This is a genomic window from Anaerobacillus sp. 63XJN7_5_ISO-PGPR-S23-430, from assembly GCF_056173695.1.
Genome location: NZ_CM149686.1, coordinates 1221568 through 1242320, shown reverse-complemented (window position 1 = coordinate 1242320; position 20753 = coordinate 1221568). Strand labels below are relative to the sequence as shown.

General features: G+C 41.0%; 21 protein-coding genes. 4 read left to right on the top strand and 17 right to left on the bottom strand.

All coding sequences use genetic code 11. The annotated features are described in order from the left end of the window. Positions 1-49 precede the first annotated feature (49 nt). The 3 genes from hmpA to AC0VYJ_RS06765 all read right to left on the bottom strand — a co-directional run bounded on the left by hmpA (position 50) and on the right by AC0VYJ_RS06765 (position 2218). Positions 50-1270, bottom strand: coding sequence for an NO-inducible flavohemoprotein (hmpA, locus tag AC0VYJ_RS06775; RefSeq protein WP_475366941.1), 1221 nt, complete (start codon positions 1268-1270; stop codon positions 50-52). A gap of 410 nt (positions 1271-1680) precedes the next feature. Next, on the bottom strand, positions 1681-2001 hold the full coding sequence (locus AC0VYJ_RS06770; RefSeq protein ID WP_475366940.1) for a hypothetical protein: 321 nt from the start codon (positions 1999-2001) through the stop codon (positions 1681-1683). Continuing rightward, entirely contained in the window at positions 1979-2218 is a 240-nt protein-coding gene (locus tag AC0VYJ_RS06765; RefSeq protein WP_475366939.1) for a hypothetical protein, read from the bottom strand. Before AC0VYJ_RS06765 ends, AC0VYJ_RS06770 begins: the two co-directional genes overlap by 23 nt. Before the next feature lie 408 nt (positions 2219-2626). On the opposite strand from AC0VYJ_RS06765, the gene AC0VYJ_RS06760 reads away from it, so the two are divergent. The 3 genes from AC0VYJ_RS06760 to AC0VYJ_RS06750 are packed head-to-tail and all read left to right on the top strand — an operon-like array spanning position 2627 to position 8076. After that, the gene (locus AC0VYJ_RS06760; protein ID WP_475366938.1) at positions 2627-4558 is read left to right on the top strand and encodes a putative thiazole-containing bacteriocin maturation protein; all 1932 of its coding nucleotides are present in this window, start codon (positions 2627-2629) and stop codon (positions 4556-4558) included. After that, positions 4548-6494 (top strand): TOMM precursor leader peptide-binding protein, encoded by a 1947-nt coding sequence (locus AC0VYJ_RS06755; RefSeq protein ID WP_475366937.1) that lies wholly within the window; start codon positions 4548-4550, stop codon positions 6492-6494. Before AC0VYJ_RS06760 ends, AC0VYJ_RS06755 begins: the two co-directional genes overlap by 11 nt. A gap of 19 nt (positions 6495-6513) precedes the next feature. Beyond that, on the top strand, positions 6514-8076 hold the full coding sequence (locus tag AC0VYJ_RS06750) for a SagB family peptide dehydrogenase (protein WP_475366936.1): 1563 nt from the start codon (positions 6514-6516) through the stop codon (positions 8074-8076). A gap of 70 nt (positions 8077-8146) precedes the next feature. On the opposite strand, the gene AC0VYJ_RS06745 is transcribed toward AC0VYJ_RS06750, so the two are convergent. Both AC0VYJ_RS06745 and AC0VYJ_RS06740 read right to left on the bottom strand, forming a co-directional pair. Continuing rightward, entirely contained in the window at positions 8147-8389 is a 243-nt protein-coding gene (locus AC0VYJ_RS06745; protein WP_475366935.1) for a hypothetical protein, read from the bottom strand. 42 nt (positions 8390-8431) lie between these two features. Beyond that, a complete protein-coding gene (locus AC0VYJ_RS06740) occupies positions 8432-9064 on the bottom strand; it encodes an HNH endonuclease family protein (RefSeq protein WP_475366934.1) in 633 nt (210 codons plus the stop codon). A 486-nt stretch (positions 9065-9550) separates the two neighbouring features. Between AC0VYJ_RS06740 and AC0VYJ_RS06735 the strand changes: the two genes are divergently transcribed. After that, positions 9551-9727 (top strand): helix-turn-helix domain-containing protein, encoded by a 177-nt coding sequence (locus AC0VYJ_RS06735; RefSeq protein ID WP_475366933.1) that lies wholly within the window; start codon positions 9551-9553, stop codon positions 9725-9727. A 156-nt stretch (positions 9728-9883) separates the two neighbouring features. Here the strand turns inward: AC0VYJ_RS06735 and AC0VYJ_RS06730 are convergent, their stop codons facing one another. From AC0VYJ_RS06730 to AC0VYJ_RS06675, 12 genes are all read right to left on the bottom strand, one after another. Beyond that, entirely contained in the window at positions 9884-10357 is a 474-nt protein-coding gene (locus AC0VYJ_RS06730) for an SMI1/KNR4 family protein (protein WP_430244964.1), read from the bottom strand. 2 nt (positions 10358-10359) lie between these two features. Beyond that, the gene (locus tag AC0VYJ_RS06725) at positions 10360-11781 is read right to left on the bottom strand and encodes an HNH/ENDO VII family nuclease (RefSeq protein ID WP_475366932.1); all 1422 of its coding nucleotides are present in this window, start codon (positions 11779-11781) and stop codon (positions 10360-10362) included. 385 nt (positions 11782-12166) lie between these two features. Beyond that, positions 12167-12610, bottom strand: coding sequence for an SMI1/KNR4 family protein (locus AC0VYJ_RS06720; RefSeq protein ID WP_475366931.1), 444 nt, complete (start codon positions 12608-12610; stop codon positions 12167-12169). Next, complete coding sequence (locus AC0VYJ_RS06715; protein ID WP_475366930.1) at positions 12607-14274, bottom strand: HNH/ENDO VII family nuclease; 1668 nt, start codon at positions 14272-14274, stop codon at positions 12607-12609. Before AC0VYJ_RS06715 ends, AC0VYJ_RS06720 begins: the two co-directional genes overlap by 4 nt. Further along, positions 14271-14585, bottom strand: coding sequence for a hypothetical protein (locus tag AC0VYJ_RS06710; protein ID WP_475366929.1), 315 nt, complete (start codon positions 14583-14585; stop codon positions 14271-14273). The genes AC0VYJ_RS06715 and AC0VYJ_RS06710 overlap by 4 nt, the downstream gene beginning before the upstream one ends. 248 nt (positions 14586-14833) lie before the next feature. Beyond that, positions 14834-15355 carry a DUF6141 family protein gene (locus AC0VYJ_RS06705; protein ID WP_430244969.1) on the bottom strand — a complete coding sequence of 174 codons (522 nt, stop codon included), beginning with the start codon at positions 15353-15355 and terminating at the stop codon, positions 14834-14836. Between the two features lie 126 nt (positions 15356-15481). Beyond that, the gene (locus tag AC0VYJ_RS06700; RefSeq protein ID WP_475366928.1) at positions 15482-16078 is read right to left on the bottom strand and encodes a flavin reductase family protein; all 597 of its coding nucleotides are present in this window, start codon (positions 16076-16078) and stop codon (positions 15482-15484) included. Positions 16079-16313: 235 nt separating this feature from the next. Further along, positions 16314-17252, bottom strand: coding sequence for a DNA/RNA non-specific endonuclease (locus AC0VYJ_RS06695; protein WP_475366927.1), 939 nt, complete (start codon positions 17250-17252; stop codon positions 16314-16316). A 195-nt stretch (positions 17253-17447) separates the two neighbouring features. After that, complete coding sequence (locus tag AC0VYJ_RS06690; protein WP_475366926.1) at positions 17448-18233, bottom strand: NERD domain-containing protein; 786 nt, start codon at positions 18231-18233, stop codon at positions 17448-17450. A 197-nt stretch (positions 18234-18430) separates the two neighbouring features. Further along, positions 18431-19054, bottom strand: coding sequence for a hypothetical protein (locus AC0VYJ_RS06685; protein ID WP_475366925.1), 624 nt, complete (start codon positions 19052-19054; stop codon positions 18431-18433). Continuing rightward, positions 19044-20189, bottom strand: a complete 1146-nt coding sequence (locus tag AC0VYJ_RS06680; RefSeq protein ID WP_475366924.1) for a YHYH domain-containing protein — start codon at positions 20187-20189, stop codon at positions 19044-19046. Before AC0VYJ_RS06680 ends, AC0VYJ_RS06685 begins: the two co-directional genes overlap by 11 nt. A gap of 228 nt (positions 20190-20417) precedes the next feature. Continuing rightward, a complete protein-coding gene (locus AC0VYJ_RS06675; protein ID WP_475366923.1) occupies positions 20418-20741 on the bottom strand; it encodes a nucleoside triphosphate pyrophosphohydrolase in 324 nt (107 codons plus the stop codon). Positions 20742-20753: the final 12 nt, after the last annotated feature.

The window sequence follows — 20753 nt, the reverse complement described above, 5'->3', positions numbered from 1 at the left end:
TATCTATGCGCCACATTAGATCGGCTTATCTATCACTTTTAGTAGGGAGCTATTCTTCCTCAATTGTACTAACAGGACTGAACAACTCATAGTGACGTCTCTCTGCTGGTACTCCCCATTCTTTAAGCGATTCATTTACAGATTTCAAGAAGGGAAGGGGACCACAAAAGTAAAAGTCTTTTTGATGATTAGATAAGACCGATTGAAGCCAATCTAAATCAATCAACCCTTCTTTATCAAAGCGAAGCTCAGCGCGATCCTGTTCAGTTGGATCAGAATAACACACATAATAAGAAACGTTTGAATTTTCTTTCGCTAACTTCTCTACGTGCTCCCCTATTGCATGTACATTGCTATTTTGAGCAGCATGAATGAACGTGATTTCACGATTCGAACCGTTCTCAACCAGGCTATTCAGCATGCTCAACATCGGTGTAATTCCTACACCTCCACTAATCAACACAATCGGTTGGTCGTCAGTTGTGTAGGTGAAATCCCCTGCTGGTGCTGCAATAGATAGTGTGTGACCTTCAGAAATATCATGATGAAGATAGTTTGATACTATTCCGGCTGGTGCATCGTCTACGGCATCCTCACGTTTAACGCTAATTCGGTAATAATCTTTATTAGGAGCATCTGACAAACTATAATGCCTCATATGAGAATATTGTTCACCCTCTATATTGGCTTCTAACGTGAGATACTGGCCAGGTTTATAAGACGCAATAGGACCACCGTCCTCTGGTTTTAAATAAAATGAAGTAATAACATCGCTTTCTTTCACCTTACGATCGACATAGAAAGAACGATTTCCGATCCATCCACCCTGTTTCTGATCTGTTTGTTCGTAGAGCTTAGCTTCTGTTTTAATGAAAATATCTGCAATAGCTGTGTAAGCTTCTCCCCAGGCATCGATAATCTCGTCTGTTGCCGTATCGCCCAGAACATCTTTAACTGCTTCAAGTAACGTTTTCCCTACAATTGGGTATTGTTCAGGCTGAACACCTAGAGCCCGGTGTTTTTCAGTCACTCTCTCTACCATTGACTCGATTTCTTCTAGATTATCAATATTGGCTCCAGCTAAATAAACGCCGTACGCAAGTGCTCCTTGTTGAGTACCTAATTTTTGATTCGTTTGGTTAAACATATTATATAGATCTGGTACGCGCGAGAATAACAATTCATAGAATCTTTCCCCGATCTCCTGGCTATGCTCCTGCAATACCGGAGCAGTTGATTTGACGATCTTAATTGTATTTTCGTTTAACATGTCATAACCCCTTTCTGATCTAATGTTGGCAATGTTTCTAGTCCTTATACACCTCTCTTGCTTTTTCAATCAATCGATCACTTAATGAACCGTGATAGTAGATGCCGGATAAAAGAACAGGTGTATGAACCGGTTTTTAAAGAAGTATTTTGAATACATCTTTATGGTAATAGACATCTATATTAAAATCAATGCGCATAGGAAGGTTTTAAGTAAATGGACACATTTCAGAAGAGGGAAGACTTATATTTCTATTGGGTTCTGTAGATAGCTCATTAAGCATCCTGTTCGCTAGTTTATAGACCAAAGGACGTTTCGAACTCTCCCTCTTCTCAACCTTTACCTTCATTAAAAAAGCACTTCTCCATCTCGGAGAAATGCTTTGTTAGAGAGGAATGTCTCTAAGTTCTTTATTGTTCAAACTCAATATGAGTACTAAGATCAACATTTCCTTCGTTGTTCAAAAAGGTGGTTAAATCGGTTACCGCTCCTTCCTCCAATCGGTAAGTGAAACGATCTTCCAACAAAAGACTTTGAATGAATCCTTCTCCGGTTTCAGTCATCCATAAATGAAATGTTTGGTAAGTGTTTTCATCCGTAATAAGATCGTAAGTCAAGACTGGAGGTGTTTTAATCACTTTTTGATCATCAAGTTCCACTGCACGATTAGTCGCGTTCACGAACTCTTCTCGTTCATCTGCCACAAACTTACATGTGGTTTTGTTTCTCATCCCCCGCCCTGGTATTTTTCTTTCTCTTATAAAGAACGTAAATCACATTCGCGATAACTAGTAATAAAGAACCGGTTAAAGCCCCATAGATAGGAGGTAAATAGGGAACATCAGGCAGAAAGACGAGTTGACTTCCAAAGCTCCCTCCGATGAAAACCGCCAAAGCCAGCACACTCCATCTCCATTCGGAATGGATGAGTTTCTTCTTTTTCTTCATTATTAAAGACTCCCTTCATTCTTCGGTTTCATTTTCGGTTATCGCATTATTGAAGGAGTTGTTTTGAATGCCATTGCCTATAGGAGACAGAATCCCCTCAAATAGTCCATGCGTATGGCCTCTCATTCTTCATAAAATAGGCATGAACATTCGTTTCAAATTGTCTATTATCTCTTAGCAAATTGTTGAAAATTGCTGCCCTTTTCAGAAATAACTTTTTCACTTTCCATCTCAACTTTAACATAAATATCCAACCCCTTATCCTACTTAAACTATCCTTACTTTGTGTCAGTAAACTCATTTGAAATTCGTCAGCCGTGGTGTCGCGATTTTGTCCACACATATGAGACAAAGCAACGAACATAGACTCCTAGTATGAAGTCAGATCAGTGAATCAGGAGGTGTCTGATGATGAATATTCATCCTTCTATGCGTTTAAAGCTAAAGAAGGGCACTTTCTTCATGCCAGAGCCGAACGGGAGCGTTTATTTTAGAAACAATTCAGGTTCGTTTCGTATGGAAGGTAGCACGATTCATCAATGGATAGAAAAGCTTATTCCAATGTATAACGGGGAATATTCGCTAGCTTGCTTAACAGATGGATTACCAGATCCCTATCGTAATCGTGTTTACGAGATTACCGATTCCCTCTTTACGAATGGGTTTCTTCATGACATTAGTAAAGACCGCTCCCATCAGTTGAAACCACATGTGGTGGAGAAATTCGCTGCACAGATTGAATACATCGAAAGTTTCTGTGATTCAGGAGCTTACCGGTTTCAACGATACCGAGAGCAAAACGTTTTAGCTATCGGAGAAGAATCCATGTTAATTGGATTAGTGTCATCTTTACTTACATCCGGCTTGCCCCGGTTCCATACGTTACTAACAAACACGAACACCAGTCAACAAAGAATAAGGGAATTAGAGGCGGCTGCGAGACAAACAGACCCTGAAGTTTCTATTGAACTCACATTAACAAAGGATAATGATCCGCTCTCATGGGATGCCCTGGTCGAGCCATTCGATGCGATTTTATACGTATCACAAGAAGGAAATGTCAAAGAACTACGAACCATCCTTCATGCCTGCCAAGAAAAAAGAAAACTATTCATCCCAGCACTCTGCCCTAGAAAGGTTGGTGTGGCTGGCCCACTTGTAAGCCCCGATTCCGGCTGCTGGGAATCTGCATGGCGAAGCATGAACCGGAACGAACAAACGAGCTCACTCTCTTCCCCAGCAGGTGCAATGCTAGCGAATGTGATCGTATTTGAATTATTTAAAAAGAGCACGGGCATCCCTGTGCTGTCGCACAACCAAATGTATCTCCTTAACCTCGAGACACTTGAAGGCAAATGGCATCCGTATCAACCTCATCCGCTCGTATCAGCAAAGCTCGACGTTATAAGGGTAGAAAACGTATTAGAAAAGATAAGGACAAATGATGGAAAAAAAGCTCAAAACGAACTTCTCTACTATTTCAGTCAGTTAACCTCAAGCGAGTTAGGTATTTTCCATAAGTGGGAAGAAGGCGAGCTGAATCAATTACCTTTAGCTCAATGTGAAATTCAAACGGTTAACATACAACCAGATGACCCTTCTTTACGACATCCGAGTATCCTAATTGCCGCTTTAACCCACGAAGAAGCGAGGCGAGAAGCTGGTTTGACCGGAATTGAGCAGTACGTACTTCCTTTAAAGGAGAAGATCATCTCATCACTTCCCTCTCAATTGGAGAATTGTCCTTATATACAAACCGACCTTCATATTGGAGCTGGAGAAACGTTCATTGAAGGAGTTAGCCGGGCTCTGCAAAAAACACTTGAAGAGGAGTGGAATGAGAAAGCGGATCAGTGCACTGCAAACATATCCAAACTTTCCTTCGATCAAGTTGAAGACAATCTCTGTAACTACTATTTGAAAGTTTTATCGACCATGAAGAAAGTGCCGGAGCTAGGCTTAGGGAAAGATGTGTACGGACTTCCTGTCGTATGGAGGGAAGCGGAAGATAACCGCTGGTACGGAACTATCGGATTTACTCTCACGCTGGCTTTGCGCGGCGCGCTTCTTCAGGCAGTTAAAGAGGCACAAAACAAATCAACTTCGGCAGCTCCGTCTTTTTCAACGATTCAGTTTGAAGAAAAAGCAGTTCAATCCATTGATATTCCTGCCTATGACACGAACGACCAGGCTAACATTCTTCGTTCCGTGGTGGACCTTTTCGAACAACAAAAAAAGGAGCTTTCCATTGTAAAAATAAATCTCGAAACCTTTGAAAAAGATGGATATCTAGATGTCTACGGTGTGTTGTTAGGAAGGGGGAGACGACGTGAGCGCTAATATTACACTAGTAGGAAATGGCATGTTACAACAACGCGTAGCGAAAGAACTGGCTCCCTTCCATCACCTCACTCTCCTTCCAGACTTAGAGAAGGCGATTCCTAAGAATACGACATTGTTGCTCGTCATCCATGACTATTGGAATCCATCGATCCATAAACTTGCGGAGGAAGTGGCGCGGGAGCACGGTATCGATTGGCTACGGGGCTTCTTATCATTTGGTGAAGGTGTCGTTGGTCCGCTCGTTCGCCCCGGTCGTGAAGGCTGTTCACAATGTGCGGATACAAGAAAGATGATGGCAGCGAACGACCGGGAAGATCTATGGAAAATTCAACAGGTTTTAAGCAAGGCCGATGGCGATATTCGTGATGAATGGCTCTCTCAAACGGGACTTCTTCAAATGGCTCAACTAATCAAAAATGAAGTGCACAATGTGGTACATCTTAAGTCTCCTCAATTAGAAAGGGTGATTCAATTTACCAATTTAGGTTCCCTTGAGAGCTCTCGCCATCGTATCTTACCAGACGCCTATTGTTCCGTTTGCAGTCATTTGCCCGAAGACTCCGAAACGGATGCGGTGATTACGCTTAAACCAAGTTTGAAAATTAGTGAAGATAGCTATCGATGTCGTTCGATGGACGACTTAAGCAACGTACTTTCAAGAGATTATCTCGATCCACGAACAGGTCTATTAAATCGTCTTATGATCGATTTTGAAACACCGTATGCTGATGCGATCGTTAACCTTCCTCTGTTTAATGGAAATGAAGGCTCTGCAGGAAGAACAAATTCGTATGCGATGAGTGAAATGACAGCGATATTGGAAGGGTTGGAGCGGTCTTGTGGCATTGATCCAAAAGGTAAAAGAACCGTTGTTCACGATTCCTATCGCAATCTGGATCGAGCCTTGAACCCTCTTAAGCTCGGCGTTCATGCCGATGAACAGTATGCAGAGCAAGGCTATCCATTCGCTCCATTTCATCCTGATCGAAAAATGAACTGGGTGTGGGGCTACTCTCTTATTGAAAAAAAGCCGATTCTCGTGCCAGAGCGGCTCGCTTATTACAGCATGGGCTGCGGCGACGGGTTTGTGTTTGAAACGTCTAATGGCTGTGCGATCGGAGGAAGTCTTGAAGAAGCGATTTTCTACGGCATGATGGAAGTGCTTGAACGCGACTCTTTTCTATTAACATGGTATGCAAAGCTCTCTCTTCCTCGGATTGATCCAGTCTCATCAAATGACGAAGAGCTCGATTTGATGATCGACCGCATGCGAGAAGTACTAGGCTATGATCTTTATTTATACAATGCAACGATGGAACACAACATCCCCTGCATCTTAACGATTACGAAGAACCGCACTTCTCATACCGATCGCTTAAATCTGATGTGTGCGGCTGGCGCACATCTCGACCCTGTGAGAGCTGTAAAAAGTGCAATCTTTGAGAGTGTTGGACTGATCCCACCGTTAAATAAAGATTTTAAAAACAAGAAAGATGAATTTCTAGCCATGTATCACGACTCTTCTCTCGTGAAGAAAATGGATGATCACGGCATGGTATACGGACTTCCTGAAGCGGAAGAACGCCTTCACTTTTTACTAAATCAGAATCGACCTATGCAAACATTCCAAGAAGCTTTTCAACCGGCAAAACATCATGCCGACCTCACGGATGATCTAAATACGATGTTACAAACCTTTCGCCGTTTGGACTTGGATGTCATCGTCGTTGATCAAACTACACCTGAAATTCATCGGAACGGACTTCACTGCGCAAAGGTCATCATTCCAGGCATGCTGCCGATGACTTTTGGCCATCACCTGAGACGCATCACAGGCTTAAGCAGAGTATTAAAAGTTCCAAAAGAACTCGGATATGTTGATCGCGAACTAACAGTTGAGGAGCTTAACCCTTATCCGCATCCGTTCCCTTAACGTGGCAAGGAGGTTAGTGATGAATCTTGATTTGTTCCTACATCAACTGCATTTCCGAAATGACCTAGTGACGCCACCGAACTGGGAAGTGAATTGGGACGATGCTCCCCTTCCATTTAAGATTTATCGTCATTTGCCGGAATACGCTCTTGCTCATGATGTTCCATTCGCTATTCAAGAATCATCGTTTCACCCAACGCCCGATCTGAAAACAATCGGTTATTTTCTCTGGTATGTTTATGGGCTGTCTCAGATTAGTCAGACAGCTTTTCCATCTGACGAGGGTGGCGAATCAACGGAAACGATGCAATCATTCCGCCGCTTCCCCCCATCAGGAGGCGGCTTATATCCAAGTGAACTGTATCTATATCTTAAACTAGATGAACTACCGAATGGGATTTACCATTATGATGTTGCCCATCATCGTCTTCTTTTGTTACGTAAAGGTTATTTTGATTCTTACTTAAACAGCGCACTAGGAAGTAGCTCTAACCTTTCGAGCTGTTTTGGGGCCGTCATCATCACGACGATGTTTTGGAAGAACTTTTTTAAATACAACAACTTTTCCTATCGTCTTCAAGGATTGGATGCGGGGGCACTTATTGGTCAGCTATTGGAGGTTAGTAAATGTTTTCGCTTCTATCCGAAGGTTCATTTTCAATTTCTAGATTCAGCGATCAATCACTTACTGGGGCTAGAAGAACTGGAGGAAAGTACTTACGCGGTCATTCCGCTATCAAAGCATAATATCGTGCATGAAGATGCGCCTGGAGAATGTTCAGCAGCAGAGTTGGTTAAAGAAATTCCTAAAATCAAAACAACGCATTACCAACGTTCTCAAAACGTCTTACCGTTTCCTGAAATCGCACAGGTTCATCATGCTACGCTGCTTGAAACAACCGAGTTAATCCGAGGTCTTAAGAAAAGCGAAGAAAAACTGGAAAAAAAGCCAAAGGTTGCTTTGCCTAAAGCAAGAGAGAGAACCAAAAATTTAGCTTCCGTTTGTCAGAATCGCTATTCACCAGAAATGGATTTTAACGGACAAAGAATCGATCAGGTTCAGCTCGCTTCCCTTTTGAAGGAAAGCACCGATTCCTACCGGTACGCTAACGATTTAGATAAAGAAAAAAAACAATTGTCACGCGTCTCTCTTTACGGGTGCTTTTATCAGGTTGATGGCATTCCGAACGGGGCTTATCGGTATGACCCTACTTCACATTCCCTTTTACCCATTAAAGAGGGTGACTTTCGTTTAGACCTCCAGGCCGGAATGTCCCTTCATAACGTTAATCTGCATCAAGTTCCAATCTGCCTTCATATTGCCGGAGATCGCACGTATCACAAAGCCGACCTTGGCTACAGAGGCTACCGCATACAACATATGGAAGCGGGGATGCTTCTTCAGCGAATATTGTTATCAGCCAGCGCACTTGGCATGAACGGTCATCCCCTGCTTGGTTTTGATATCAATGGTTGTGATACCATTTATGAACTGGAGGCTGGACAGAAAACGACAATTATTCAAATTCCTGTAGGGTTTCATCGGGCTAAGAGTTGGTTGGTTGGGGGGATACATGGTTGAAGAAGGGAGTGCTAGGAGAAGGGGTCAGGTACGCACCTGACCCCTTTTGGTGCCTGTCACTTGTCGAATTTTAAGAGCGCTCAAGCACCGAAACGAGCAAACGATGAATGACTTCATGGTCACGCGCATCGTGTAAGCGGTATTCTTTCCCAGGGAGCGTGTACCACTCCTCTGCTCCTACATACGTGATGCGAAGCGTGAGTCCGCCTTTCTCATCACAGGAAGTCACCAGTTCAAGCTCCCCGCTAATCACACCTACTTCTTCGGTCATAACACCATGAGTTGCAGTGAAAATAGACGACTTTTGTTTCATTTGAGCGCACCTCCTCAGCTTGTCGAAACGATCAAACCCTAATTAATAACTACACGTATTCAGCATGCTTTGAAGAGCCGATTTCTCTGAAGACTGAAGGCTTAAATCATAGTCATACTTCGTATTGATCCACCACTTTGCATACCCGCAGTGAGCACTGTAACGCGTTGGCTTCCAAGTAGACGGATCCTGATCACCCTTGGAGCGGTTGCTGCTTGCCGTTACTGCAATAAGATGCGGACCATCAAGGTCATTCGCGTAATCCTCTCGCTTTTGTGTGCTCCAACTACTTGCTCCTGAACGCCACGCCTCTGCCAACGGAACCATATGGTCGATATCTAAATCAGACGGGTCATACACTTGCACGCCATCAAAGTAGCTGTACCATTTACCAGACGTTACAGGACAGTCACCGCTGTAATAATCAGCATCCCTCTGCAGCACCAATTGACGCGTGTCACAGCCATTCCCCTGTCCAATCCAGTGTGAGAATTTATCACGTGAGTATCCAGACATAGAATCTTCAGACTGTACAGTCAAGGAATCCAATTGAGATTGTGCGGCAGACTTTGACGGCGTTCCAGGAGGGAGCGCAAGAGCCGACGGAAGACCAAATTGATATCCACTAAACAACAGAACCAACGTAAAAACAACTAAAATCGATTTCTTTAACATAGTAATGCCTCCTACTTTTTTGATTATTTATGTCCTAACACCTTCGTTCAGGCGTAAGAGATATTAATAGTCTTTTAAGTCAAAAAAGAACTGAGACATAACAAAGCGTAGTAACCTCTTTTATCAAGCAGTATGTTTCTTTTATGTATGAGCGCGCCTTAAATCTAGCATAATTTTCAAACAATGTTCTACCGTTCAAAGACATATAATCAAAGTTGGTTCATATGAGCTAGTGAGCGTTCTCTCATTTTTAAGTAGATGTTCCCAACAATTTTTACAAGCTTCATAAAAAGCGTGACCTTTGGATGATATGAAAAAATCAGTGCGAATCACCCACGATAAAATGACCTAAACTATTAAGACCAAATCAGACCTTTTTTCAATCTCGAATCGTCACCCTGTTTCTTTATAAAAAACTCTACGGAACGTTTGTTGTTACTGAGCTTTTTAGCTTATAAGATAGAAACGTAGTAGGAGGAGAATACGATGAACAATAGCAAAGTGGGAGAACTAATTTATAGTTTGAGGAAGGAAAAACGCCTTACTCAGAAGCAATTAGCCGATCTAATGAACATTTCTGATCGAACCGTTTCAAAGTGGGAGCGAGGTTATGGCTGTCCAGGAATCGCCGGGACGGTTCTGGTGATTCCACCTCATAAATAAAAGAAGCATTCATTATTGGAATAATGAATGCTTCTTTTAACGTTTTTCGAAATATTGCATTATGAGAACCATCCCCGCGATGCTTAGATGCTCAATTTATTGCATCATGAGAACCGTTCCCACGAGGCTAAAGCGATAATTCTTAATGCAACATAATTACTCCATTTCTTCCATCACTAAATCAAGTAGAAAATCTCCAAAGTCGTTCGCAATTAACTCATAAATTTGATTCTCTATTTCTACACCCGTATCAAAAGAAACTATTTGTGGTTCTCCCGTATCATCCAGTTGATTAAAATCCAAACAGTATAGTTCACCGAATCCACTATCGTAAATAACTAAAAGGTGATTAGGAAGATATATATTCTTGCGTTCTGTTAATGTATACCATATTGCATCCGGAACCGCAGAATTTTCAAAATCTCGGTCAATTATTCCATAGATCTCTTGAGAACCAAAATTACCAGCTCCAAATGTTTTTAAAAAGTCAAGATATGCGCCGGTAAACTTAAAGCCTAACTCTTGCTCCGCTAACTGTATTAATTCATTTGAACGACCTCCAACAAAGTCGGCTGTATCCTCTTCATTTAAAATATATTTTTTTGCTTTATGATAATGATCAATACTCATCTTTATGATTCACTCCCAAATATATAGTCATTGTATCTATTTTTCCAATATTCACTTCGCCATTTGTTAAATTCTTTCCTATTAATACCAGAAGGGATTTTATTTGGATTGATATGAATTACGAGACTATTTTCTTTATGAAAGGTTGATGTAACCTCTGCTATAGAACTTTCATTTCGCTGAGTAGTGTGATGAAGATTTATTGATTTTCCATCAGGGCCAAGTGGAGCTAAACCTTTTTTCATCCTATCGAGATTTGTTCTTCCTCGCGCATCTTTTTTATTAGGATTAATAATATCGTCTCTTTGATAAACTTTTATATGATTAAATTCAATAGTCTTATCCCAATAATTATACCCACTGAATTTCCTACTAGTACCCTTCCCACCATAAACCCGATCAATCTCAGTCTTAATCCGAGAAACCGGATCATTCCACACATTATAAGGTGCGCCACTTTTAGAAACCGAAGTTCCCCCTGCACCCGCTCCAGCTAACGCCGGTTGAGCACTCTTCCCATCAACCTTAACACTCTTCGCGGCATCCGCAACATCGTCAATCGTTTTTGCGGTTGTTCCAATTTTGCCGAGACCTTTGTCTCCTATTGCTCCAATTCCTAATGATGTTAGACCGTAAGTAATGAATGCCGTTCGACTTTCGGCATCCCCGTTCACAAAGTCTCGATCCCAGGCTTCTTTAAATCCTTGCCACATGTATTTCGGTACATCCAACACCTTTTGAACGTTGCCTTTTGGATCACCAAGGATGTTCTTATAGAAGTTTATCGTTTCTAAGCTTTTAAATAGTAATTCAGGGAGATCTTCTTCATCGCGATATACAGCAAGGTTCGGTCCGAATGCTTTTTCACCTAATGCGTTAAGATCCTTAAATCCCTCAATCATATCTTCCACTGCATTCCCGCTTCCAACCTGCACACCTTTTACCACATCACCCAAAAAGCTCCGTGCCGTATTCCGCGCTTCATCAATCTTCTGCTGCGTCTCTCCCCACCAGCGATCCACATAGTTTGAGTACCTGACCACACTATGCGACACATCCTGGCGGACATCGTCTAGATAAGTCGTCGTTTTTGATAAAGGATCAAGCACGACACTTTCATACGTTTGCTTCATCCTACTCTGAATCACCTGTGGGTTTAAGGTATATTGCAGATCTGGAAACACTTCTCCAAATGCACCACCGTATGAAGCCGTCAGTGGATTTTTTCCAAAAAGACGTTCGCTCCAGCTTAATGCTTCTCCCGTGATAGGATCATTATTCTGAAACAGCTTGTTTAAACCACTAAATTTTAATGCCATAAGACCAAACTTTGCCGAAAGCGAGTGATCTTCTTCCGTCATTTTTCTCTCAGTTAATTTCACTGCCGCCTGCAGGTCATGGAGCTTGTCTCGGTATTTGCGCATTTCATAATCGTCGGGACGGTTCTGTTGTCTCCATCGCATAAAGAAAGGGAGCATTAATTAGTGGAATAATTAATGCTCCCTTTCACTTTATTTAGAATTTTTGTATCATGAGAAACGTACACGCGATGGTGGAGCGAAAAGATAACATAGGTTGGTTTATTCCCTCTATTTCTGTCTTTCTTTAGTGGAACGAGGTACCTGTCCGCATAACCTTTAATATTCTCATAATTAATTTCCTTTGGAACCGCCTTTGTGATGCATACAAGCATTTTATCTTGCCAAAAGCCTTAATTTCTCTCAAAAAAGCACTTGTTGCCTAATATGCAATCAAATGCTTACAGTTAATTTACTTTAGTTTATCTTATTGCAATTTATATCTTGGATTTTAAAAATGTATATTTAATTCTTCACGTATTGCTTTCTCTAAGTACTCCTCAAAACTCTCTGCTATAATATTTTTCCCACCAAAATTCAAGTCAAATGTAATAATCTCTGTATTCGGGAAATTAAATCCTACGGGATTCCCTGCACCGTCAATACCAATAGCAGTAAAATTTTCATACCCTTTAGGGAGTACTTTTCTAAAATGTAAAGATTTCTCTACAAATGATGGTGTTGCAACAAACTCTGCCTCTTTCAATCCCAAAATAATAGCCTCACCAGCTGCTCCAGAACCATATCTCAAAAGAAATTCTTTAAAATCCTCTGGCAATTTTACTTTTAGTTCATCTTCTGCTTGGTTTACTTCCTCAATATTAAGAGGTCCCCCAAAGGCTTCTGGGCACATTTCGACTTCTTCATCGATAGCATTTAATATTTCTATCTTCATTCAATGATCCCCCTTTTAATCATTTCATTGGCGTATCTTGCCTTCCAATATTCTTTACGCCAAGTATTAAATTCAATCCTAGCTTCTCCACTGCCAACTCCACCTGAATTTCCAAATGGATGTTGTCTCTTATTACCTAAATCATGGTATCTATTAGGCATCTCAATCATTGGTCCCTCAATTTGTTGTTCATGATGATGAAGTATAATTGTATCATTTGCTCCATCCTTTGGTGAGTAACCTTTTTTAAATAAGTATATCAATTGTTTATCAGACATATGTGATAAGGAACGCTGTGCTTTTACTTCAAATCCCCTAAATTGTGCTGTGAATTTATGAGTTTGCTCGTATCCTACTAGCGCTTGGTTAACACTTTTAGGTGAAACTTTATAAATATCTTTTGCTGACTTTAATTTATCCGAACCATTAGTAACCTTACTACCCTTCCCACCATAAACCCGATCAATCTCAGTCTTGATCCGCGAAACCGGATCATTCCACACATTATAAGGAGCGCCACCTTTAGAAATTGCCCCAGCACCCGCTCCAGCTAACGCCGGTTGAGCACCCTTCCCTTCAACCTTAACATTCTTCGCGGCATCCGCAACGTCTTCAATCGTTTTTGCGGTTGTTCCGATTTTGCCGAGACCTTTGTCTCCTATTACTCCAATTCCTAATGATGTTAGACCGTAAGTAATGAATGCCGTTCGACTTTCGGCGTCGCCGTTCACAAAGTCTCGATCCCAGGCTTCTTTAAATCCTTGCCACATGTATTTCGGTACATCCAACACCTTCTGGACATTGCCTTTTGGATCACCAAAGATGTTCTTATAGAAGTTTATCGTTTCTAAGCTTTTAAATAGTAATTCAGGGAGATCTTCTTCATCGCGATACACAGCAAGGTTTGGTCCAAATGCTTTTTCAGCTAACGCGTTAAGCTCCTTAAACCCATCAATCGCATCCTCTACTGCATTCCCGCTTCCAACCTGCACACCCTTTAACACATCACCTAAAAAGCTCCGTGCCGTGTTCCGCGCTTCATCAACCTTCTGCTGCGTCTCTCCCCACCAGCGATCCACATAGCTTGAGTACCTAACTACACTGTGCGACACATCCCGGCGCACATCGTCTAGATAAGCCGTCGTTTTCGATAAAGGATCAAGCACGACACTTTCATACGTTTGCTTCATCCTACTCTGGATGACCTGTGGGTTTAAAGCATATTGCAGGTCTGGAAACACTTCTCCAAATGCACCACTGTATGAAGCCGTCAGTGGATTTTCCCAAAAAAAATGTTCACTCCAGCTTAACGCTTCTCCCGTGACGGGATCATAATCCTGGAACACCCTGTTCAAGCCACTAAATTTTAATGCCATAAGGCCGAACTTTGCCGAAAGCGATCGATCCTCTTCCGTCATTTTTTTCTCGGTTAATTTCACTGCCGCCTGCAGGTCATGGAGCTTGTCCCGGTATTTGCGCATTTCATATTGCAACTCCGCTTGAAGGGCATCAATCTTACCGGTGTTCGCGCCCGTGATGTTCATTAGAAGAGATTGATAGTTCCATTTAAAATCGCTGATCGCTTCATCCGCTTTTCGCTCGGCATCCTGGATGCCGCTTGCCAGCTGGTCTAATTGTTCTGGTTTAATTGCTATTCTCGTCACTTTAGGCCCTCCGCTTTCTGAAGAAGTCGGTCGATTTCTTCGTTAATCGCAGAGGTCAGTTCCTCATGAACCGCATACACACTTTGAGAGGCTTGTTCGAGTTCTCCCATGAGGGTCTCGAAAGCTTGTCGCGACTCTCCAACCCAATTCGTCGAATAAGTCGAATGATGGTGATCAAAGACTCGTTTACTATCATCGATATCAAATCTAGCTTCCCTTACCTTTCCTAGATACGCTTCCAACGCCTCGGCTTCTGCCCGATACTTCATGCGCTCCAAATAACGTTTAAACTCTTCTAGTTCGTTTAGCACCGCAACCTCCTTTTCGACCAAACCTCGTTTCACAACAAATGAAGTCTATGTGTACGTCTAGTTAGGTATAGCCGCTGTATTGTCGAGCAGGAAATGATCGCTCTCATATATTCCATTAATTTCTAAACCTAGAATACCCTCTCTTTCCCTCTTTTCTATGTCTTTCGACGCATTCCACAAAAATAGTCCTTTTCTACCAAGAGAAAAGGACTATTCCTATGAACCTCTTATGCTGTTTACAAGCGTATCTACTTACTTTCGTTTCTACTCACCCGATCCATCACTTCCACCAAACGCTCCGGTTCCCGTGATCCAATCAAAACCTTCTCACCGTTCACTTCCATCAAAACGCCCTGCTTCCCGCTAATGGAATAAGCCTTCTCACCACTAAAATTCCATCGGATCCCCCATCCACCAAACCTTCGTAGTGGCCGGTAGTTCAAACTCTCATAATGCGTTATATCCTTATATAAGAAAACACGGGGTGTCAGATGAAATGGGACAAATCGCACATAAACCCCATCATCCCTCACCTCAGTAATGAGTCGCAGCCATCCGAGCATAACGATTGGAAAAGCAATTCCGAAAATAATCCATAACATGATCACTTCCATATCAGTACCTGGCTTACTCCCAAATGGAATGCCCATCACGACCTGACGGAAAAAGCCAATCCACATTAATATCGCGATGCCTATTACAATCGCCCAGATCCAGACCTGGTTTGGACGCTGGACTTCTTTGTAGTGGATTTCCTGGTTCAATATCATCAGCCCCTCCCTATCCCTATACTAAAAATGACACCCTGAGCGAACAGATACTCTTCCATCACGCTTTAAAGTATGCTACAGGGACTCAAGTTAGAAAGCAGGTTGATGAAAGTAACTTTGTTAACCTCATCTCGGCAACGTAAAAAACCCCTTACTCTCACTATAGTTCCCCGCAAGCCTGCCAAGAGGAGAAAGCTTTTCGAGATCGATTTTATAGTTTCCTAGATACACCTCATCCTGAATATGATAGTGCTTCATTTCCCCAAGAACAAGGGCATTCGATCCAAGCGGAATAATTTGATGGAGCTTGCATTCCATATGAATCGACGCTTCTTTCACCCGCTTCGGTTGCACCGTCTTACTATCGATCGGTGTTAAACCAGCATGCTCAAATTCATCGACTTCCGCAGGTACGTTTTCTGCACTTTTTTGCATTTCGTTTCCAAGAGAGCTCGACACCACATTGATGACAAACTCTTTTTGAATCCGGATATTTGCGAGCGTATCCTTCTCCGTACCCTCACGCTCCCCCGTCCCTGGTCCGATGGAGATCGCGAGAATGGTAGGCCGGATGGAAGCAACGGTAAAGAAACTAAATGGTGCTAAGTTATGAACGCCGTCTTCAGACACGGTTGATACCCAGGCAATCGGCCTTGGAACAACGGAGCCGGTTAGTAGTTTGTAGATGTCTTTTGCTTTTAGGTCAGAAGGGGTTAAATCCATTGGTTTCACTCCTCTATGTACTTTTGTTTCAAATACCTATTTCTGAATTCAAAAGTTAGTCGTAACAAGACATAAAAAAAACAGCTAAGTGTATATTTTCTGGAATAATCTACCCTGAAACAAAATGGTAGAACGGGGGTCTGCCTTATAGAATGTCCTGGATCAAGAGAATGCTTATCCATTTAGATTACCAATCTACCCTTTACGTGTTACCTTCTATATTTTTTCTGAATTCTTATTCACCTACCATACCGTCGTTATCGTTATCGCGCATATAAGGATATAACCAATGATCACTCATGATCGGCATACTATAACCCGCTGCCTCTGCTTCTTTAATCGTCACTTGTCCATTCCCGTTTGTATCAATACTAGAAATATCACCCTCTGTGTCTGAAGGAGTTGAATCGTCAGGCTCGCTCTCAGTTAATCCGAGTGATGCATTAACTTCATCAGGGTTCACATTTTCAAATGTATCAACGATCTCATTTCCATCCAACGTATACGTGTACTCATAACTTGAAGGTATCTGCTTTTCCGTATCCGAATATGTGATAATGGCTTCGAAATCAGTAGCTTCACCTGAGCTACGGATCGCGTCTTCCATATAAGCTTGATCACCATGTCGGTTGAGTGTACTCTCTTGTGGGGTAATGTTATAAGCATTCGATACCCCTCCAAGAGAATCAGCAATAATATGTCCTTCATCTAACACGTCACTTTCGACGCCCGGAACCTTTGCCTCATCAGAATAGTACCGTCCAGACGATAATACAGGTTCGTTACGATCATCTTGTAGAATGATTTCGTCAGCAACAACGCGTACGAGTTGTCCGTATTCATTCGTAAATGCCCAATATTCACGGTCACCGTAACCAATATCCACGACGACGTTAGGTTCTCGATGTCCAGACAAATCTCCACCATCAACTTCAATAAGTTTGTATCCTGCGAACTGTTCATCTTCTGTTGGGTCTGGTGTTTCCTCTTCTACTGGCTCATCAACAACCGTAGTGTTCGATTCTTCTTTTTCACTATTTTCATTTGTTTCAACTGTACTTACTTCTTGTGTATTTGTTTCTGCATCTTTATTGGATGCCTTTTCTAAATTGGTACAACCAACTATAAAAATAATCGTTAAAAATAAGATGAAATAGTTCATTTTGGTTTTCATATTAGAACGCTCCTATAATAGGGAAATTTCGTAATGTTAAAAAATCAAAAGAAAGAGTAAAAATGGATCCATTATTTCTTCTATCACTTTTATTATCCATTACTTTAACAGTTTAATTTTACCACATTTATCTACAGGGTCATTTAACATAGCCAAAGATAAAGTATCTAAAATCCACTTTTCACGCTTCATCCCTCACGCAACAAAACGACACTTCGGAAAACTAGAGCACCCAAGAAACTCGCCCCTCTTCCCCGTTCGCTGCACCAGCTTCCCGCCACACTTCGGGCAAATATTCGCATTCACCTTCGTCTGATTAATCTTTTTCTGCCTCTGGATTCCATCAATGTGCGCCCGCTGCACTTCCTTGATATTTTCCTTATCCCGCTTTTCAAGCACCTTCAGCTTCACACGTATTTCTTGTTGTGAAAACAAAGGAAGAACATCACCAGGATACTGATCAACAATCCGTTTCAAATACTCTGGATGAATCACATCACTATTTTGGAAAGGTCCCTTAAGCTTCAGCTCAGAACGGTTTGTAAAAATCACGACAGAGTAATAAGGAATTTCAGAATACTTCTCTCCCAAAAAAGTTTTAAGCGACTCAATATGTCCGTAGTTTTGATGAAGAGGATTTTGAAATCTCTGCTTATGCTTATAGATCGTTTGCGTCCAGTAACGCGCCTTCTCACTTCCAAAAATCCAGCCTTCATAGTTCTTCGTTTCAATCACAAAGATCCCCTTATCCGTCACCATTACATGATCAATCTGACTTGTTGTGCCGTCACCCCTTGGTATGTATAAATCATGAATCGTGGAAATCTGATACCCTTCATACTCGGCCAGTTTTTCAATATACCGGCGAACAAGATTCTCGCCTGCCTGCCCTTTCGATACTGTGAAATTTCCATTAAGAATGACTTTACGGAAAAGAAATATAAGACCGCCCATAAATAATAAAGTAAAGATGAATGACATGTCCTTTGCTCCTATCTACCTATATTAATAACCTACATTTATTTCCATCGGTTTGGGTAGGAGGAAAGTTTAGAGCTTAATAGCTAATTATTATCAATTTTTAACATTAATCATTATGATTATCTTTTTCACTAAAAAAGCCCTCGAATGGCTATTCCATTCAAGGGTTTAAATTCCCAAAAGAACACTTCAATAATTTAATTCACTTTTGATACTGTCAATAACAATCCTTCTGATTGCTTGTACTTCATGTTATATCGAATTGTATCACGCTCAACAGTTGTTTCATTGTTTTCAAAATCATAACTTTCATCAAATAATTTTAATTCATTCATTACTTCTTTTACTTCATCGATAGACTGATCTTGATTTGCTAGTCCGATGGTAACGCCCATTGCTAAAACAATATCAGATCCTTCGCCCTGCCCTACTAAAACGACTTCATGAATTTGTCCTGCGTCATCTTTATTTTCTATGATTGTAAGATCTTCGCTAAGTTTGGATGTAACGGAATGATCCGTTTCTTCTTCTTGCTTAAGTTCAAAAGAAACATTAACTTCCTTAGCCTCCGCTTGATAGGCTTCCACAAATTCTTCGTGGTTATAAAACAATGGAATAGTTGAATTTGCTAAAAGAAAAAATGATGAAGCAAAATAAAGAACACCCACTGTTGTCAAAACAAATCGTGTCGGTTTTTTGAAAATTTTATGCTTCCATAATAAGAAGATCCCTACCGGAGGAAAAATGATAAGAAAAACCCACATAAACCAGGATTTTTGATAAAAACGTCTATTTCCTTGTTGTTCTGATTTATGCCGCATCCTTTTCACCACCATTAAATAGCTCTGTTATCGACTTTTCAAATATAAAGATAACGTTAGTCTTCGCATTCCCCACAAGACTTTCTAGCTTATCGACGACGTTCTCTTGATAAGGAGTTTCATTTCCCTCTATTTGCAAATGATCATATAAAGAAATAGAATCTCCTTGTTTATCAGGAACATCTAATCCATATGTATCCACAAGACGTTCCTCTCCCTCTATTTCAATAATCATGTCTTGGTAAACATCTTTTTTATTTACTTCAAGTAAAAGGTTATACTGTGTTTTTGCCTGTTTTAGCTTTGCGTTGCTGTAGAGTTCCTTTGCATTTTTTTCTAGCTTTTGGATCGTTTGTTCTCTTATTTTTTCCGTCTCATCCGATTCCTTGATTTCTTCAGCTTCTTCTAAACTTACAAAAACTTCTCTGAATGCTTTTTCATCTATTTTATTTTGCGCTCTCTCAATTGCTTCTTCATATTCCTCTTCTGATTCTATCTTTGATAGTAATTCTTCTGTTTCGTTAACCATTTTTTCGCTTACCCGATCATATTCCAGAATCTTATTTGCTTCTTTTTTAGCCTCGTTATAATCTTTATCTTTTAAAGCATTTTCAGCGTTAGAATACATACTACTAACCGTTGTTGCAACAAATGAATCGATAGCAGCTGTATCCTTATCAAGGTCGTAAACCTTTTCAATTTCCTGTAATGCTTCTTCATACTTTTCTTCTTTTACTAAACTTTTTGCTACAGACGTGTACTCATCTGCTTTAACTTGTTTTTCATCTATTTTCGGCTCTGGTTTTGGAGCTGGCTTCTCTGATTGAGATGAACTACTAGAATTTGATGAGTTACCAGTTGATGAGTTACCAGTCGATGAGTTTGATGAGTTTGATGAGTTTGAAGACTGGGAACTTGTTGAAGATCCACTTGATGAGTTACTTGACGAACTGCTGGAACCGCTATTTCCACTATTATGATTGTGATATCCTGTACACAAACCTTTGTCGATTGATTTTTGAGAACAGTTATGCCCTCCACTTGAATCAGTTCTCCCCGAATGTGCAAATGCAGATATAGGCTGAGTGAGTATCAATAGAATGACTAGACCAAGCCCAATCCAATTCGTTTTCATTATGAAATTTCCCCCTTATGAAAATCTATATCTATTAAACAACCTTTACCACATAATTACAACAGTTATCATATTGTTGTAATTATGAGATTTTTTGGATAATGATTTGTATATACGGATTTAGTCAATACCACATTTAACTTCACTTAGTCAGAACAAATCAAAAAAGACGAGATATCATCTCGCCTTCCCTCAAAGTGCTTATGCAACAGATACTCGAAAGCCACACTAATCCTCCACATCAATCAAATAAACCCGCTCATCAAACCCACCACGAATTTCTCTCTTCTCCCTACGCACTTCTTCCAGTTCTTCAACAGAAGAATGATGCACCTCAACTAATGAATAGATCAACTCAAGCACATCCGCCAGTTCTTCAACCGCATGGCTATCTTCCTGAGCTTCAAGATACTCCTGTAGTTCTTCTTTTAACTTTAGCTGCAGCTCTTTTTTATACTCAGCTTCGTCCAGAATTTCGGTACTGCACTTATTGCCATTCGTACGAATAATTTCTGGAATACGATCTCTCACTAGCTTATTGTAGGTGGGCATTCCCTTCTCCCC